This is a genomic window from Synechococcus sp. N32, assembly GCF_900473895.1.
Lineage (GTDB): Bacteria > Cyanobacteriota > Cyanobacteriia > PCC-6307 > Cyanobiaceae > Parasynechococcus.
This window is the reverse complement of sequence record NZ_UCND01000015.1, coordinates 142,459-155,367: the sequence shown is the minus strand read 5'-3', so window position 1 is coordinate 155,367 and position 12,909 is coordinate 142,459. Positions and strand designations below refer to the sequence as shown.

Below are 12,909 nucleotides of genomic sequence, written 5' to 3'. Positions count from 1 at the left end.
AAACACTTTGGTTCTAGGTTCAATTCAGCCGTATCGTCATGATGACGAGTTCTCTGAGTGCTTTTCTCGGCGAAATTGGTCGCCATCAACTGCTCACTCCAGAGCAGGAACTCATGATGGGGAGGAAGGTTCAGGCGATGGTCGCCATCACAGAACGCTGTCATCTGGCTGGCGGGAGTGGCCCAGCCTGTGAGTACAGCGATGAAGAAAAAGGTGTGATTCGCCGTGGCGAACGGGCCAAGAATCAGATGATTACGTCCAACCTTCGTCTTGTCGTCAATCTGGCCAAGCGTTATCAGGGCAAGGGCTGGATCTTCTCGATCTGATTCAGGAGGGCACCCTTGGCCTTACCCGTGCCGTCGAGAAATACGACCCCACCCGAGGCCATCGTTTCTCCACCTATGCCTACTGGTGGATTCGGCAGGGGCTGAATCGAGCGCTCTCCACCCAGAGCCGCACGATTCGCATTCCCGTGAATGTGAACGAAAAGCTCACCAAATTGCGGGCTGCCAAGGCACGTTTGATGCAGCGCAATGGCCTCAGCCCCAGCGGAGAGCAGCTGGCGGAGTTCATGGAGATCCCCATCGCTGAGGTGGAAGATCTGCTGGCCTGTGAACTGCGCAGCGTCACCGTGAGCCTGCAGGGGGTTGTGAAATCGAAATCGGATCCCTCCGAGCTGGTGGATGTGCTGCCAAGCGAGGAGCTCCCTCCCCTGGAACGGGCCGAGATCGCTGAACGCACCGCGTCGGTGTGGTCTTTGCTGGCCAAAGCCAATCTCACCCCGAAAGAACACACCGTTGTGACCCTGCGCTTTGGGCTGGATGGCACCAACGAATGGCGCACCCTCGCAGAGGTGGCTCGCCACATGAACTGTTCACGGGAGTATTGCCGTCAGGTGGTGCAGCGGGCCCTGCGCAAACTGCGCAAGACGGGCATTCAAAGCGGACTCGTGGAATCCACACCCTGAAGATCGGCCCGCCCCGCTGGCGTCTTGCAGAGGAACTGGGGAAAGTGGATCAAACCGGTTCCCTCCGCATGACTGACCAGGCTGCGCGAACCACCGTTGAAGCCGACGTGCTTGAACGGGAGGTGATCGACGAAAACCTGCTGCGGCGCCTGTTGCAACGGGCCGGTAGAGGTCTTGCCGCCCCAGCCCTGGAAGCCCTGGAGTTGATGCTTGACCCCGGGACCCCCTCAGCCGCGCGGCTGACGATGCTCGCCGCCCTGAGTTATCTGCTGATGCCCGCCGACCTGATTCCAGACCTGCTGCCGGTGGCCGGTTTCAGTGATGATCTGGTGGCGCTTACGGCCATGGTGGGTCTGTGGAGCAATCACGTGACTCCGGCCATCCGGATGCGAGCTCGCCGCAAACTCGATCGCTGGTTTCCCCTGGCGCACTGAATCGCTGAACTGAATCGCTGATCAATGTCTGGCTGGACCCCTGAATTTGAAGCGGAACTCACTCTGCTGCTGAAGGACTGGTTGAAGCAGCAAGGGCGCACCCAGGCCGACCTGCGTCGAAACCTGCGCGCTGTGTCGACCCGAATGCCTGCCCTGCTTGAAGTGCTGGAGCGCGAACACAACATGCGTGGTCTGGCTGGACTGGCTGATCGGCTCTGCAGCGTTGAAGCCGAATGGCATGGCCAGCCTTCCAGCCAACCTGCCGGTGTGGCAACGGCCGACGACGATCCGTTCGGGCAACTTGATCTGCTTTTGCAGGAAATTCGAGACGACTGCACCGATTAACGGCCGACACGGGCAAAGTGGTGGCTCAGACATCGCCCCGATGACGCGAAATCACCTCCTCAGCGCCTCCGTTCTGTTGATGATGTCGGTGTTGGGCGCCGCCTCGGCCCATGCGCAAACCGAGGGATGGCTGCGGGGACCGGGTAGCGCCACGGGCAAAGACAGCAAGATTGAAGCCGATTGCATCAAGGCAGAGGACGGCTCCGTCACCTGCGACACCAAGGTGGTCAACCCAGCCAGCGACACCAAGGCTCGCCCCTACTACAACCCCTTCAACGACTGAAGCCCGTGAGTGAACCCACGCGTTCCAAGAGAAGTTTTCTCGGTTTCGTTGATGCAGGTGAGCGCGAGGTCGCCCGACTGCTCACCCTGATCACGGCCGTGGTGATCAGCGCCGCCATCATCCAGCTGATTGTTTCCTTGGGCTCCAAATTGCTGACTGGGTCAGCGGCGACATGGTTGGGCGATGACCTGATCAAGATCCTTGGCGATCTGCTCACCGTGTTGATCGCGCTGGAGGTGCTGCAAAACATCACCAGTTACCTGAGACGCCACGTGGTGCAGATCGAACTGGTTCTGGTCACCGCGCTGACGGCTGTGGCTCGAAAGGTGATCGTGCTGCCCTCCGGTGCTGAAAACAAACCCCAGCTGCTGGTGGGCCTCGGGATCGCAGTCGTCTCACTTTCAGCGGCTTACTGGTTGGTGAAGCGTGCGAACGCCACTCCCTCCCGCAGCCGACTGGGCCGCGGAGGATCAGCCAACAAGCTTGATTTCCAGGACTGAGCTTTAACGAACAAAAGGAAGGCCGCCCTTCCCGATGGAAAGACGGCCTAACTGGCTCGTTTGCGCATGGCAATCGACCTCAACTTCAGTGTCTGATGCCTTGGAAAAACTCCTCCAGCAATGGAACTGAGACAGGAAGGTCGAAGCGTCTGGCTCAAGGCACCCTGGGGCCATCGGGTCCAGGTGTGAAGCGGCTCTCCTGCGGGGCACCTACGGACGATGCAGAGGGGAGTCGACTGGCTTGACGCTCTTCGTTGTCGCGCCAGACGAATCGCTTACGAATGGGTGGAAACTGTTGGAGCAGGGGTCAGAAAGTCAGTCTGCTTCTGGGATTTGCTCAGGTGGAGTGTCGGCCGTCATGGGCTCCTCCGATCTCGATGCACTCACTCTCGTCAGCAACGCGACCAACGGCAATCAGCTGTCGTGCTCATTGCCTTTTGGGGGCTGCACGACCCATCGTGGAAGTGGCGTGCCTCGCCGGGCTTAAGCAGCATCCCAGTGCAAGGCCAGCCACAGGGTTCCTGGAGCGGGATCGGTGCGCTCCACTCGGTGGCGTTGATGGGGCGAAAGCAGTAGGTGATCGCCTGGACTGAGATCCACAATCCGATCGGGGTTCTGCAGCGCAACACAGGCACTCCCCCGCAACACAAGCACCCATTCGTGATCGCACTGATCCATCCATTCGTCTTGGGGGGAGCTAAAGCCGTTCGATGCGATCAACAGCAGTCTCCATGTTTCTGCAGACGCCAACACCTGAGTTGATTCCGCACCCGGAGGAGGGCAGGGGGTCGCCAGCAGGTTGGCCTCTCCCCCCGGCCGATGGTCACGCTCACCCCAGCGCCGACCGATGTCGAACCCCCAGGATCGGGCCAGCTGAACAACCTGGTTGTGGTCCGCACAAGCCGCGAGCTTTTCGCGGCTGCTGGGGTCGTTCTGCACACGCTCCGCAAGGGCCTGAAGTTGGGAGATCTTGTTGAGAAAACGGATCAGATCCTGTTCCGCCATGGGGACCACCGCACAGCTCCAACAGTGATCCTGACAACAGACCAATCAGGGGATCGACGCAAAAGTCAGAAGATGCTGACCTTCTGTTTCATGCCGTCTGCAACCAAGGCACTCACGATCGGAGATCTGGAGGCTGGATTCTCGACCTACTGCCATGCCCTACGTCGCCTTGTGGCTGATGGACGCGACCTTAACGCCATTCGCCGGACGGTCTGCTGGGACTACCTCAACAGACTGCACACCTCGCTTCCGAAGGATTACCGCTCTCCCGATGAACTGATCCAGCGGTTCCAGAAGGAGGGATCACCTGCTCAAGCAGACTGACCCAAGCCACACCATCCCTGTGCTGAGCGACCTCCTGCGCTACTGCATTGGTGCGTTTCTTGTTCTGCTGCTGAGCTTTGGTTCAGCCGGGGCTTCGCTGGCTGCCGGGCCTGACGCCAGCCCCGGCGCCCTGTTGTTCGAACAGCACTGCGCGGGATGCCACATCAACGGCGGCAACATCATTCGCCGGGGAAAAAACCTGAAGTTGAAGACCCTCGAGCGTGATCAGATCGCAACGGTGGACGCCATCGCAGCTATCGCCCGGGAAGGGCGAGGCCAGATGAGTGGTTACGCCGACGTTCTCGGAAGCGATGGAGATCAGCTCGTGGCTGAATGGGTGCTCATGCAGGCTCAGAACGCCTGGATCCAGGGATAAACCTCGAGCGCCGTCCAGATTCCCTGCTTCCAATAGATGTCGTCCTCAACCAGCTTGCGGACGACGTCGATGCTGTCGGCCTCGAAGATCCCGAAAACATGGGTGCTTCCCTCGGTGGGTCCGAGCGTGACCAGCGTTCCCTGCTCTTTCAGACTTTGGAGACGAGCAAGGTGCTCATCCCGATAGGGAGCACGCTTCTCAAGAGCATCCGCGCAGTAAGTGCCCCACAAAACGAAACGTGCCATAGCGAAGGATGAAATAACAGCGAACTTTTCAGTAGAAAATGATGGCATAGCCGCTTGAACCATGGCTATGTTGTGAAGGTTGATATCTCTCGAAAGCGATGCTCACTGGGAGCGGACTTCTCAATAAAGTCAAAGACCTGGGTGACATCAGCAAGTCTGACCTTGTTCGTGCTTGTGGCTATGTCTCCACGAAAAAAGATGGTGGTGAACGTCTGAATTTCACCACTTTTTATGAAGCACTGCTGGAGGCCAAAGGCGTCAGTCTTGGCGTGGGTGGAGTTGGCGGCGTGGGTAAAGGCGGCCGCAAACTCAGCTATGTGGCCACTGTGCAAGGCAACGGCAATCTTCTCATCGGCAAGGCCTATACAGCGCTGCTCGACCTGAAACCTGGAGATGAATTTGAAATCAAACTTGGTCGCAAACAGATTCGTCTGACACCGGTGGGTGCCACCGACGAAGACGACGAGTGATTCAACATTAAAAAGCAGTGCAACCCCGGGCAATGCCGGGGTTTTTGATGGCTTGAGCGGGATGGCAGCCCCTAGGACTGATCGGCAGCGGCACGCAACTCAGCGCAAAAACGACCAGCTTCCTGAGCAATGTCCCCAGGCGATGCTGCCGCCATCCGTTTCACAAGTGCACTGCCCACAATTGCTCCATCGGCACCCCAACCCCGAACCTGACGCACCTGCTCGGCACCGGAGATCCCAAAACCAACCGCAACAGGAACCGGTGAGGTTTGTTTGAGTTGCTGCACCAAACCTTCAACCCTGCTTTCCATCTGAGCTCGCTCACCGGTGACACCGGTGACACTCACCAGGTAGGTAAAACCTCGGCTGCATGTGGCAATCCGACCCATCCGATCTTGGGGAGTGGTGGGTGCAACCAAGAGCACCAAATCCAAGCCATGACGCTCTGCGATTGTCGACAGCCGCTCCGCTTCCTCAAGGGGTAGATCAGGGACCACCAAACCCGCCGCACCAGCCTCCGCTGCGGACTGGCAAAACACCTCCATCCCCACATTGAGCAGTGGATTGGAATACGTGAACAGGATCACGGGAATCTGCAGCTGGCCTTTCAACGAGCGCAGCATGTCCAGCACGCCCGTTGGCGTGGTTCCGGCAGCAAGAGCACGGGACGCAGCAGCCTGAATGACCGGCCCATCAGCGAGAGGGTCGCTGTAGGGCATCCCCAGTTCCACCATGTCGGCCCCTGCCCTTTGCAGACTCAGCAGCACATCAGCGGTGACAGAGAGATCCGGATCGCCAGCCATGAGGAATGGCATCAAGGCGAGGCGACCGTCCTGCTTCAGCTGCTCAAAGCGCTGGGCGATGGAAGAGGACTGCTGATTGGGCATCTCGGTCAACCGACCAGGAACAAACTTCGGAAGCCTATGAGTCGACGGGGTCATCGCCGTCCGTCGGAACCGAGGCATCCGCTCCAATCTTGCGCAACAGCGCCTGTTGCTCCTCCTCGGGGAGAGCATCAAAACGGGCTTGAAGCGCTTCAGCTTCCTGTTTGTCGTACACCTCGCGGTAGCGACGCCGCTGATCCATGTAGGTCATCTGGCCGGTGACCACACGGAACAGGTAAGAGCTCGTCCACACCACCACAATCACAACCAGCAGGGCCTCCGCAGCAATTCCTGCCGAAAACCCCTCAAAGCCTGCAGCCTGAAAGCCGACTTGCCCAAGCCCGCCCAGCAGGAGGACTGCAAGTCCGATCAGAAGAACCTTTCCACGCGTCAAGTCAGACGTCTCCTTGCCCGCTCAGCCGGAAATTGAGGAAGGGGGCGAACAGAATCATCCCCGGGAAAAAGAGGAAGACCAGGCCATAGATCCCCAGACGCTCCAGCTTGCCCATGCGATGCCAACGCTGGTTCATCCACGCATACAGGGCGAGGGGAACCACAACGAGATACAGGCCGCCCAGAACGGTGTAGGCCAACAGAACCAACAACGTGTCCTGTGGGACTTGAGAAAGCAGGGACGAAAGGTCCAAAGCCTGAGGACAGCTGGGGGAAATCTAAGATGTCCGGGCGGGGGCATGGCGGAATCGGTAGACGCACGCGACTTAAAATCGCTTGGGCCGAAAGGCCTGTGGGGGTTCAAGTCCCCCTGCCCCCACCACCTGAGCTCAAGACGGCAGCAACTCAGCCAGCTTGGTGCGGAAATCTCCCTTGGGCATGCCGCCCTTCAGTTCTCCTTCGATCGAAAAATCTCCATCGGGATCGTTCACCAGCAGGTAGGTGGGCCAGCCCATTCCCTCCTTGTTGGGGTACTGCTTGAGCAGGATCTTCCGGTATTTCCGATACATCTCGGTGTCCTGCAGCATCACGGAGATGAAGCTGCAGCCGAGTTCCTCGGCCACCTTGCCGTCGTAGTGACTCATGCGGTGACAGGTGCCGCAGTCTTCAGAGCTGAACTTGATCAGGTGCATCGGCAACGGCCCAGGACAGGATCTCTCCAGCATGGAAAGGAACCAGTCCATCCACAAGTTCCGGCACAAGTTGGTCACGACGTTGCAACGTGATGCGACGCGTGTTGGCTGGCCGGTTGTAAAAGGCCGGCCCATTCAGGCTGGTGAAGGCTTCGAGATGCATCAGGGCGCCCTCCTCATCAAAAACCTGGGCGTAACTCTCCAGGGCGAAGGGCGCATTGAAGATGCCGGCGCATCCGCAGGCACTTTCCTTGGATGCCCGTTCGTGCGGTGCCGTGTCGGTGCCGAGAAAGAAGCGTGGGTCACCGCTGGTGGCCGCCCGGCGCAGGGCCTGACGGTGACATTCCCGCTTGGCCACGGGGAGGCAATAAAAATCACTCCGCAACCCGCCGGCGAACATCGCGTTGCGGTTGATGTGCAGATGGTGGGGGGTGATGGTGGCGGCGAGATGACGATCCGCTGAGCTGACGTACTGCACCGCTTGCTCGGTGGTGATGTGCTCGAACACAACCCGCAGCTCGGGATGGCGGTCCCGCAGTGGTGCCAGATGGCGTTCGATGAACACCGCCTCTCGGTCGAAGATATCGATCTCGCTGTCCGTGACTTCACCATGGATCAGCAAGGGCATACCGATCCGGGCCATCGTTTCCAGCACAGGATCGATCTGCAGCAGATCCGTCACCCCTGCGGCGGAATTGGTGGTGGCGTTGGCGGGATAAAGCTTGGCGGCAGCAAAAACGCCTTCTCGAAATCCAGTCTCCAACTCAGTAGGAGCGATCGAATCCGTGAGGTACGCCGTCATGAGGGGCGTGAACTCCAGATCAGCGGGGCACGCCGCCTGAATACGGTCGCGGTATGCCCGTGCAGCAGCCACCGTGGTCACCGGGGGACGCAGGTTGGGCATCACGATGGCCCGCTGAAAACGGCGGGCGGTATGGGCCACAACGTGGTTCAGCATCTCCCCATCGCGGAGATGCACGTGCCAATCATCTGGGGCGATGATCGAGATCTGATCAGACATTCAGCTGCAAACCGTTCACGGCAAGGCGCAAGGCATCCAGGCGATCACCAGTGATGTGGCTTTGGGGGAGCCGATCCAACAACTTCAGCTTCTGCAGGCGCTTCTCCGTGCTGCCCGTTGCACCGACCAGGAACACCTGACGACTCTCTTCAATCGCTTCCTTGACGGCATTCTCGAGGGCGATCGCAGCGGTGACCCCCAGGTGGGACACCTCGGAGAGGTCGAAGACCACCGCCTGACAATTGCCGATGGCGTTGTGCTCACGCGAGATGGCCTTGGCCACGCCGAAGATCATCGGCCCGGCGAGCTGGAACAACAGAACCTTGCCGGAGGCCTGATCCAGCAAAACCTGCTCTTCATCGGTCAGCTCCACATCGTCATCGGCGGTGCTGATCGTTTTCACTTTTCTGGACTGCAACGCGCTCATCCGATCAATGGTGAGCACGTTGGCCACGAAAACTCCGATGCCCACTGCAGTGATGAGATCCACCAGCACCGTGAGCGCAATCACGCCGTAGGTGATCACCGCAGCTTTCACCGAGAGGTGGTGGGCCCGTTGGAGGAAATCCCAATCAATGATGTCGATGCCCACCTTCAGGGCGATGCCAGCCAGCACAGCGAGGGGAATCGTGGACGCAAGGGGCGCGGCAGCCAGAACGACCACCATCAGAATCAGCGCGCGGACAATGCCCGACAGGGCTGAGCGTCCGCCGGCCTGAATGTTCACCACGGTACCCATCGTGGCTCCCGCCCCAGGCAGTCCGCCAAAGACGCCCGACGCGATGTTGGCCAGTCCCTGACCCACCAATTCCTTGTTGGAGTTGTGCTCCGTGCGGGTGAGGCTGTCAGCCACAACGGAGGTGAGCAGCGCATCGATGCAGCCGAGCATGCCCAGCACTGCGGCATCCACGAACATCAAACGCAGCTGTCCGCCCGAAAAGGTGGGCACATGCAGGCTGGGGAGCTCAGCATTGAACGGCGGAATGGTCTTGAGACCGGCGTCGTGGAACAGGGTCATCGACAGCACCGTTCCCAGCACCAGAGCGAGCAGCTGCGGTGGGCAGAAACGCTTCACGCTGGCTGGGGTGAACCAGAGGATCGCAACGGTGATCAACGCCAGCGCCAGCTCCATCGGCTGAATTCCGGCAATCAAACCCGGCAGGTTGGACAGGGTTCCCATCACCCCGCCCGATGCGGTCTGCCCCAGGAAAGCGGGCAGCTGGAGAATCACCAGGATGGCTCCAATCCCCGACATGAAGCCAGAGATCACGGTGTATGGCATCTGGGTGACGTATCGACCCAGACGGAACACACCAAAAAGGATCTGAAACAGACCCGCCAGGATGACCACGGTGAAGGCCATGGCCATGGCCGTTTCCTTGTCCGGAGCTGTGGCGGTGAAGCTCAGGATCACGGAGGTGAACACCACGGTCATGGGACCGGTGGGTTCGGAGATCAAGGTGGGCGTTCCGCCGAAGAGAGACGCCACCAAGCCGATGATCACGGCGCCCCAAAGCCCAGGGGCAGGGTCACCCGTTGCGGCGACCCCGAAAGCCAGGGCCATCGGCAGAGCAATCACCGCGGCGGTCACGCCACCAAAGGCATCACCCCGGAGGTTGCTGGTGCTGATCCGGTTCAACAAGGTTTCTTATCTATTACCCAGGTGAGTGACCTTAGGTTGATTCGCTTCAAAGCAGAATCCCCGTACAGCTGAGCTCGCCCCATGCCTGAATTTCTGCAGGCCTCGATCCAAGTGCTGCTGGGCATCGGACTGCTGTTCGGTGGCGGGGAACTGTTCGTTCAGGGGTCCGTCGCCATGGCGGTGATCTTCGGGATTCCCCAGCTCGTGATCGGCCTCACGGTGGTGTCGCTGGGCACCAGCGCCCCGGAACTGTTCGTGAGCCTGAGTTCGGTGCTGCAGGGAGCTGATGCCCTTGCCGTGAGCAATGTGGTGGGCAGCAACATCTTCAACGTGATGGTGGTGCTGGGCAGCAGCGCCCTTGTGCTGCCCTTGCGGGTTGAAAGCCGCCTGGTAAGGCGAGATGTGCCTCTGATGATTGCCATCTCGGCGGCGGTCTGGGGCATGGCCTCCGCAGGACGGGTCACCTGGCAAGCGGGCCTGGCCTTGCTGTTGGGGCTTGTGATCAACACCGTCTGGGAGATCCGCACCGCCCGTGAAGAACCGGACGACAGCGGCAGCGCTGAACCCGAGATCGAAGAGGACGCAGCGAGCGGCGGTTGGACTCTGGCCGTCCTGCGACTGATCGCAGGCATCGCCATCCTCACCATCGGATCACGGGTGCTGGTGAGCGGCGCCACAGCTGCCGCCACCTATTTAGGGGTGAGTGAAGCGGTGATCGGTCTGACGATCGTTTCTGCTGGAACGTCGATGCCGGAATTGATCACCTCCCTGGTGGCCGCCCTGCGCGGGCGCACCGATCTGGCGATCGGCAACGTGGTGGGCAGCTGCCTGTTGAACCTGCTGCTGGTACTGGGCGGGGGCGCCTTGGCTGCCGCTGGCCGCGGCCTGGACGTCAGCCCCGAGTTGATTCAAGACGACCTGCCCGTGATGTTGCTCACCAGCCTGGCTTGCCTGCCGATCTTCTGGACGCGCGGACGGATCAGCCGACTGGAGGGTGGATTGCTGCTTGGTTTGTACATCCTCTACATCGTTGACAACGTTCTTCCCAGAACAAGCCTCGCCAGTTGGTCAGACGAATTCCGGCTGTTGATGCTCTGTTTTGTGCTGCCAGTGGTGATGATCGTGATCATGACCCAGGCATTGGTGTTCTGGCGCACCAAGACCTAGCGGCATCGCGGCTGCAGCCCGTGATGAGACGAATGGAGTTGTAATTGCACATCCGGTGATGACCGTTAGATCCACCTTGGTCATCCTTGGTGGGTGTCGATCGGCTTGCCGATGCTTGAGCTGCTTCCACCGCTCAACGACAAAAATCTGCCCTGGCTCGACGTCATCCATCCGATCGTCGTTCACTTCGTGATCGCCATGGCGCTGATCACGGTGGTGTTCGACGTGATTGGTGTTGTCAGCAGAAAAAAGAACCTGTTTGAAGTCAGCTTCTGGAACCTGATCGTCGCCACCGTTGCGATCTTTGTGGCGATCATCTTCGGCCAGGTGGAGGCCGGTCTCGCCAATCCCTACGGCGCCTCGCGGGACATTCTCAACATTCACAGCACCATCGGTTGGTCCCTGGCTGGTGTGCTGGCCCTGCTCACGGGCTGGCGCTATGTCGCCCGGCAAAAGGATCCGGCGAACTTGCCCAGGGGCTTTCTGGCCCTTGATGTGGTGCTGGCGGGGCTTGTGATCACGCAGGTGTATCTCGGCGACAAGCTGGTCTGGGTTTACGGACTACACACGGTCCCCGTGGTGGAAGCCATCCGTCAGGGGGTGGTGTCGTGACCCACTTCGCCGCGATCGCATCGCCGATCAACGACATCGCCGACTCCCTCGGCGCCAACAACCTTCCCTACGCGATTCCACTGCACCCCAACCTGGTGCACCTGACCATCGGACTGTTTGCGATCGCCATCGCCTTCGACGTGGCCGGTGCGTTCTACCCGCTGGAGAAACGGGTGTTCCGCTACTTGGCCCTGCCGGTCACCCGCAGCGGCTTCCACGACGTGGGCTGGTACAACCTCGTCGCCTGCAGCGGCATCAGCTTTTTCACCGTGGCCGCGGGGTTCTACGAAATGCTGCTGGCGGTGCCGTTGCCAGGCATCCGCAGCATTCTCGGCCAGACCGCCATCGACACGATGCTCTGGCATGCCATCGGTGGCGTCGCGATTCTGCTGGTGATCGTGGCCATGACCATCTGGCGTGGTTACCAACGCTTTGTCTGGCGCAAGGACCTGGGCCGTCAAGTGAGCTGGCTGTATCTGCTCTGCGGCATCGGCATGCTGCTGGTGATGGGGCTGCACGGAAGCCTGGGCGCCTGGCTGGCCAGCGACTTCGGCGTGCACATCACCGCAGACCAGTTGCTGGCCGCTGGTGCCGATCTGCAGGAGGCCTTGCCATGACCAGCACAGCCCCCAAGAGCGGCCCGAACCTCGGCGCCATCGTGATCATTGGCATCGCGGTAGCCATCAACCTGGTGATCGCCAAGGCGATAGCGACGTGGTCCTACAGCTGGTTCCCGCCGCAGGCCTCCAGCGCAGCGGCGTACGTCGACGATCTGTTCGCCCTGGAAACCGGCATCGGCTCCTTCATCTTCTTCGGCTGCACCGGCGTGATGGGCTGGGTGCTGCTGTTCAACCGGGCCGGCAAATACGACGAAAGCGACGGAGCACCGATTGAGGGCAACACCAAATTGGAGATCATCTGGACCGTGATCCCACTGCTGCTGGTGTTCGCCATCGCCTTCACGTCCATGAAGGTGAATGACACCCTGAACGCCCTGGGGCCGAAGCAGAAGTACGCCATCGGTGCCGACACCAGCGCACTGCTCTCGGCCGATCCCATGGCGCAGGTGGGACCCATCCAGGTGATTGCACGGCAATGGAGCTGGGAATTCAGATATCCCAATGGCGTTCGCAGTTCAGAACTGCACCTCCCCATCGATCAAAGGGTCAACCTTCAGCTGCAATCCGAGGACGTGATTCACAGCTTCTATGTGCCGGCCTTCCGGCTGAAGCAGGACATCGTTCCCGGCAGCTTGATCTCCTACAGCCTCACGCCCACCCGAGAGGGACGCTTCCGCCTGCGCGACGCCATGTTCAGTGGCGCCTACATGTCGGTGAATCAATCGAACGTGATCGTCGAATCGGAGCAGGCCTACTCCGATTGGCTGAAGCGTTCGGCCAAGCAAGCCCTGCAACCCGGCCTCGACCCCGGCCGCACGCTTTACGACCGCCGCATCGCCCGTGGTGACAAAGGCTGGGCCACGGTGCCACCGGCTCCCGCCCCGATGGTGAACGACCCCGGAGATCCCTCCATCCCGCACGACGCCTGA

At 60.2% G+C, this 12,909-nt stretch carries 19 protein-coding genes, 1 tRNA gene and 1 pseudogene; 13 read left to right on the top strand and 8 right to left on the bottom strand.

Annotation, left to right across the window (positions count from 1 at the left end):
• Positions 1–41 precede the first annotated feature (41 nt).
• The 5 genes and pseudogenes from DXY35_RS09280 to DXY35_RS09260 all read left to right on the top strand — a co-directional run bounded on the left by DXY35_RS09280 (position 42) and on the right by DXY35_RS09260 (position 2,529).
• Positions 42–967 (top strand): annotated as a pseudogene (locus DXY35_RS09280) (sigma-70 family RNA polymerase sigma factor).
• Between the two features lie 68 nt (positions 968–1,035).
• Positions 1,036–1,401 (top strand): YkvA family protein, encoded by a 366-nt coding sequence (locus DXY35_RS09275; RefSeq protein WP_115008832.1) that lies wholly within the window; start codon positions 1,036–1,038, stop codon positions 1,399–1,401.
• A 24-nt stretch (positions 1,402–1,425) separates the two neighbouring features.
• Positions 1,426–1,746, top strand: a complete 321-nt coding sequence (locus tag DXY35_RS09270; protein WP_115082063.1) for a hypothetical protein — start codon at positions 1,426–1,428, stop codon at positions 1,744–1,746.
• 40 nt (positions 1,747–1,786) lie between these two features.
• Positions 1,787–2,029 carry a hypothetical protein gene (locus DXY35_RS09265; protein ID WP_244273063.1) on the top strand — a complete coding sequence of 81 codons (243 nt, stop codon included), beginning with the start codon at positions 1,787–1,789 and terminating at the stop codon, positions 2,027–2,029.
• Positions 2,030–2,034: 5 nt separating this feature from the next.
• Positions 2,035–2,529 (top strand): phosphate-starvation-inducible PsiE family protein, encoded by a 495-nt coding sequence (locus DXY35_RS09260; RefSeq protein ID WP_115082062.1) that lies wholly within the window; start codon positions 2,035–2,037, stop codon positions 2,527–2,529.
• A 483-nt stretch (positions 2,530–3,012) separates the two neighbouring features.
• Here DXY35_RS09260 and DXY35_RS09255 read toward each other — a convergent pair whose 3' ends face one another.
• Positions 3,013–3,534, bottom strand: a complete 522-nt coding sequence (locus tag DXY35_RS09255) for a Nif11 domain/cupin domain-containing protein (protein ID WP_115082061.1) — start codon at positions 3,532–3,534, stop codon at positions 3,013–3,015.
• A gap of 90 nt (positions 3,535–3,624) precedes the next feature.
• On the opposite strand from DXY35_RS09255, the gene DXY35_RS09250 reads away from it, so the two are divergent.
• Together DXY35_RS09250 and DXY35_RS09245 are read left to right on the top strand one after the other, a co-directional pair.
• Entirely contained in the window at positions 3,625–3,858 is a 234-nt protein-coding gene (locus DXY35_RS09250; protein WP_115082464.1) for a DUF3136 domain-containing protein, read from the top strand.
• A 19-nt stretch (positions 3,859–3,877) separates the two neighbouring features.
• A complete protein-coding gene (locus DXY35_RS09245) occupies positions 3,878–4,234 on the top strand; it encodes a c-type cytochrome (protein ID WP_115082060.1) in 357 nt (118 codons plus the stop codon).
• Here DXY35_RS09245 and DXY35_RS09240 read toward each other — a convergent pair.
• Positions 4,210–4,479, bottom strand: coding sequence for a YciI family protein (locus DXY35_RS09240; protein WP_115082059.1), 270 nt, complete (start codon positions 4,477–4,479; stop codon positions 4,210–4,212). The genes DXY35_RS09245 and DXY35_RS09240 overlap by 25 nt on opposite strands.
• Positions 4,480–4,577: 98 nt before the next feature.
• Between DXY35_RS09240 and DXY35_RS09235 the strand changes: the two genes are divergently transcribed.
• Positions 4,578–4,949: an AbrB family transcriptional regulator gene (locus DXY35_RS09235; protein ID WP_115082058.1), complete on the top strand. Its 372-nt coding sequence runs from the start codon at positions 4,578–4,580 to the stop codon at positions 4,947–4,949.
• A gap of 71 nt (positions 4,950–5,020) precedes the next feature.
• Here DXY35_RS09235 and trpA read toward each other — a convergent pair whose 3' ends face one another.
• From trpA to DXY35_RS09220, 3 genes are read right to left on the bottom strand one after another with little or no spacing between them, the layout of a single operon-like run.
• Complete coding sequence (gene trpA, locus DXY35_RS09230) at positions 5,021–5,836, bottom strand: tryptophan synthase subunit alpha (RefSeq protein ID WP_115082057.1); 816 nt, start codon at positions 5,834–5,836, stop codon at positions 5,021–5,023.
• Between the two features lie 34 nt (positions 5,837–5,870).
• Positions 5,871–6,227 carry a DUF3007 family protein gene (locus DXY35_RS09225; protein WP_115082056.1) on the bottom strand — a complete coding sequence of 119 codons (357 nt, stop codon included), beginning with the start codon at positions 6,225–6,227 and terminating at the stop codon, positions 5,871–5,873.
• A 1-nt stretch (position 6,228) separates the two neighbouring features.
• Entirely contained in the window at positions 6,229–6,480 is a 252-nt protein-coding gene (locus DXY35_RS09220) for an NAD(P)H-quinone oxidoreductase subunit L (protein ID WP_115008824.1), read from the bottom strand.
• A 39-nt stretch (positions 6,481–6,519) separates the two neighbouring features.
• On the opposite strand from DXY35_RS09220, the gene DXY35_RS09215 reads away from it, so the two are divergent.
• Positions 6,520–6,608: transfer RNA gene (locus DXY35_RS09215), tRNA-Leu, on the top strand.
• Positions 6,609–6,615: 7 nt separating this feature from the next.
• Here the strand turns inward: DXY35_RS09215 and DXY35_RS09210 are convergent.
• From DXY35_RS09210 to DXY35_RS09200, 3 genes are read right to left on the bottom strand one after another with little or no spacing between them, the layout of a single operon-like run.
• Complete coding sequence (locus tag DXY35_RS09210) at positions 6,616–6,918, bottom strand: thioredoxin family protein (protein ID WP_025362365.1); 303 nt, start codon at positions 6,916–6,918, stop codon at positions 6,616–6,618.
• The gene (gene pyrC, locus DXY35_RS09205; RefSeq protein ID WP_115082055.1) at positions 6,893–7,939 is read right to left on the bottom strand and encodes a dihydroorotase; all 1,047 of its coding nucleotides are present in this window, start codon (positions 7,937–7,939) and stop codon (positions 6,893–6,895) included. The genes DXY35_RS09210 and pyrC overlap by 26 nt, the downstream gene beginning before the upstream one ends.
• Entirely contained in the window at positions 7,932–9,581 is a 1,650-nt protein-coding gene (locus tag DXY35_RS09200; RefSeq protein ID WP_115082054.1) for a SulP family inorganic anion transporter, read from the bottom strand. The genes pyrC and DXY35_RS09200 overlap by 8 nt, the downstream gene beginning before the upstream one ends.
• Positions 9,582–9,662: 81 nt before the next feature.
• Here DXY35_RS09200 and DXY35_RS09195 point away from each other — a divergent pair, with 81 nt between their 5' ends.
• The 4 genes from DXY35_RS09195 to DXY35_RS09180 all read left to right on the top strand — a co-directional run bounded on the left by DXY35_RS09195 (position 9,663) and on the right by DXY35_RS09180 (position 12,909).
• Positions 9,663–10,748 (top strand): calcium/sodium antiporter, encoded by a 1,086-nt coding sequence (locus DXY35_RS09195; protein ID WP_115082053.1) that lies wholly within the window; start codon positions 9,663–9,665, stop codon positions 10,746–10,748.
• A 111-nt stretch (positions 10,749–10,859) separates the two neighbouring features.
• Positions 10,860–11,360 carry a DUF2231 domain-containing protein gene (locus tag DXY35_RS09190; protein ID WP_115082463.1) on the top strand — a complete coding sequence of 167 codons (501 nt, stop codon included), beginning with the start codon at positions 10,860–10,862 and terminating at the stop codon, positions 11,358–11,360.
• Positions 11,357–11,977 (top strand): DUF2231 domain-containing protein, encoded by a 621-nt coding sequence (locus DXY35_RS09185; RefSeq protein WP_115082052.1) that lies wholly within the window; start codon positions 11,357–11,359, stop codon positions 11,975–11,977. Before DXY35_RS09190 ends, DXY35_RS09185 begins: the two co-directional genes overlap by 4 nt.
• Positions 11,974–12,909: a cytochrome c oxidase subunit II gene (locus DXY35_RS09180; protein WP_115082051.1), complete on the top strand. Its 936-nt coding sequence runs from the start codon at positions 11,974–11,976 to the stop codon at positions 12,907–12,909. The genes DXY35_RS09185 and DXY35_RS09180 overlap by 4 nt, the downstream gene beginning before the upstream one ends.

What these genes read in the sequence shown, in the direction of transcription:
- DXY35_RS09235 (WP_115082058.1), top strand. Translation starts at nt 4,578, where the DNA reads ATGCTCACTGGGAGCGGACTTCTCAATAAAGTCAAAGACCTGGGTGAC.
- DXY35_RS09195 (WP_115082053.1), top strand. Translation starts at nt 9,663, where the DNA reads ATGCCTGAATTTCTGCAGGCCTCGATCCAAGTGCTGCTGGGCATCGGA.
- DXY35_RS09270 (WP_115082063.1), top strand. Translation starts at nt 1,426, where the DNA reads ATGTCTGGCTGGACCCCTGAATTTGAAGCGGAACTCACTCTGCTGCTG.
- trpA (WP_115082057.1), bottom strand. Translation starts at nt 5,836, where the DNA reads ATGCCCAATCAGCAGTCCTCTTCCATCGCCCAGCGCTTTGAGCAGCTG.
- pyrC (WP_115082055.1), bottom strand. Translation starts at nt 7,939, where the DNA reads ATGTCTGATCAGATCTCGATCATCGCCCCAGATGATTGGCACGTGCAT.
- DXY35_RS09240 (WP_115082059.1), bottom strand. Translation starts at nt 4,479, where the DNA reads ATGGCACGTTTCGTTTTGTGGGGCACTTACTGCGCGGATGCTCTTGAG.
- DXY35_RS09255 (WP_115082061.1), bottom strand. Translation starts at nt 3,534, where the DNA reads ATGGCGGAACAGGATCTGATCCGTTTTCTCAACAAGATCTCCCAACTT.
- DXY35_RS09275 (WP_115008832.1), top strand. Translation starts at nt 1,036, where the DNA reads ATGACTGACCAGGCTGCGCGAACCACCGTTGAAGCCGACGTGCTTGAA.
- DXY35_RS09250 (WP_115082464.1), top strand. Translation starts at nt 3,625, where the DNA reads ATGCCGTCTGCAACCAAGGCACTCACGATCGGAGATCTGGAGGCTGGA.
- DXY35_RS09265 (WP_244273063.1), top strand. Translation starts at nt 1,787, where the DNA reads ATGACGCGAAATCACCTCCTCAGCGCCTCCGTTCTGTTGATGATGTCG.
- DXY35_RS09180 (WP_115082051.1), top strand. Translation starts at nt 11,974, where the DNA reads ATGACCAGCACAGCCCCCAAGAGCGGCCCGAACCTCGGCGCCATCGTG.
- DXY35_RS09190 (WP_115082463.1), top strand. Translation starts at nt 10,860, where the DNA reads ATGCTTGAGCTGCTTCCACCGCTCAACGACAAAAATCTGCCCTGGCTC.
- DXY35_RS09210 (WP_025362365.1), bottom strand. Translation starts at nt 6,918, where the DNA reads ATGCACCTGATCAAGTTCAGCTCTGAAGACTGCGGCACCTGTCACCGC.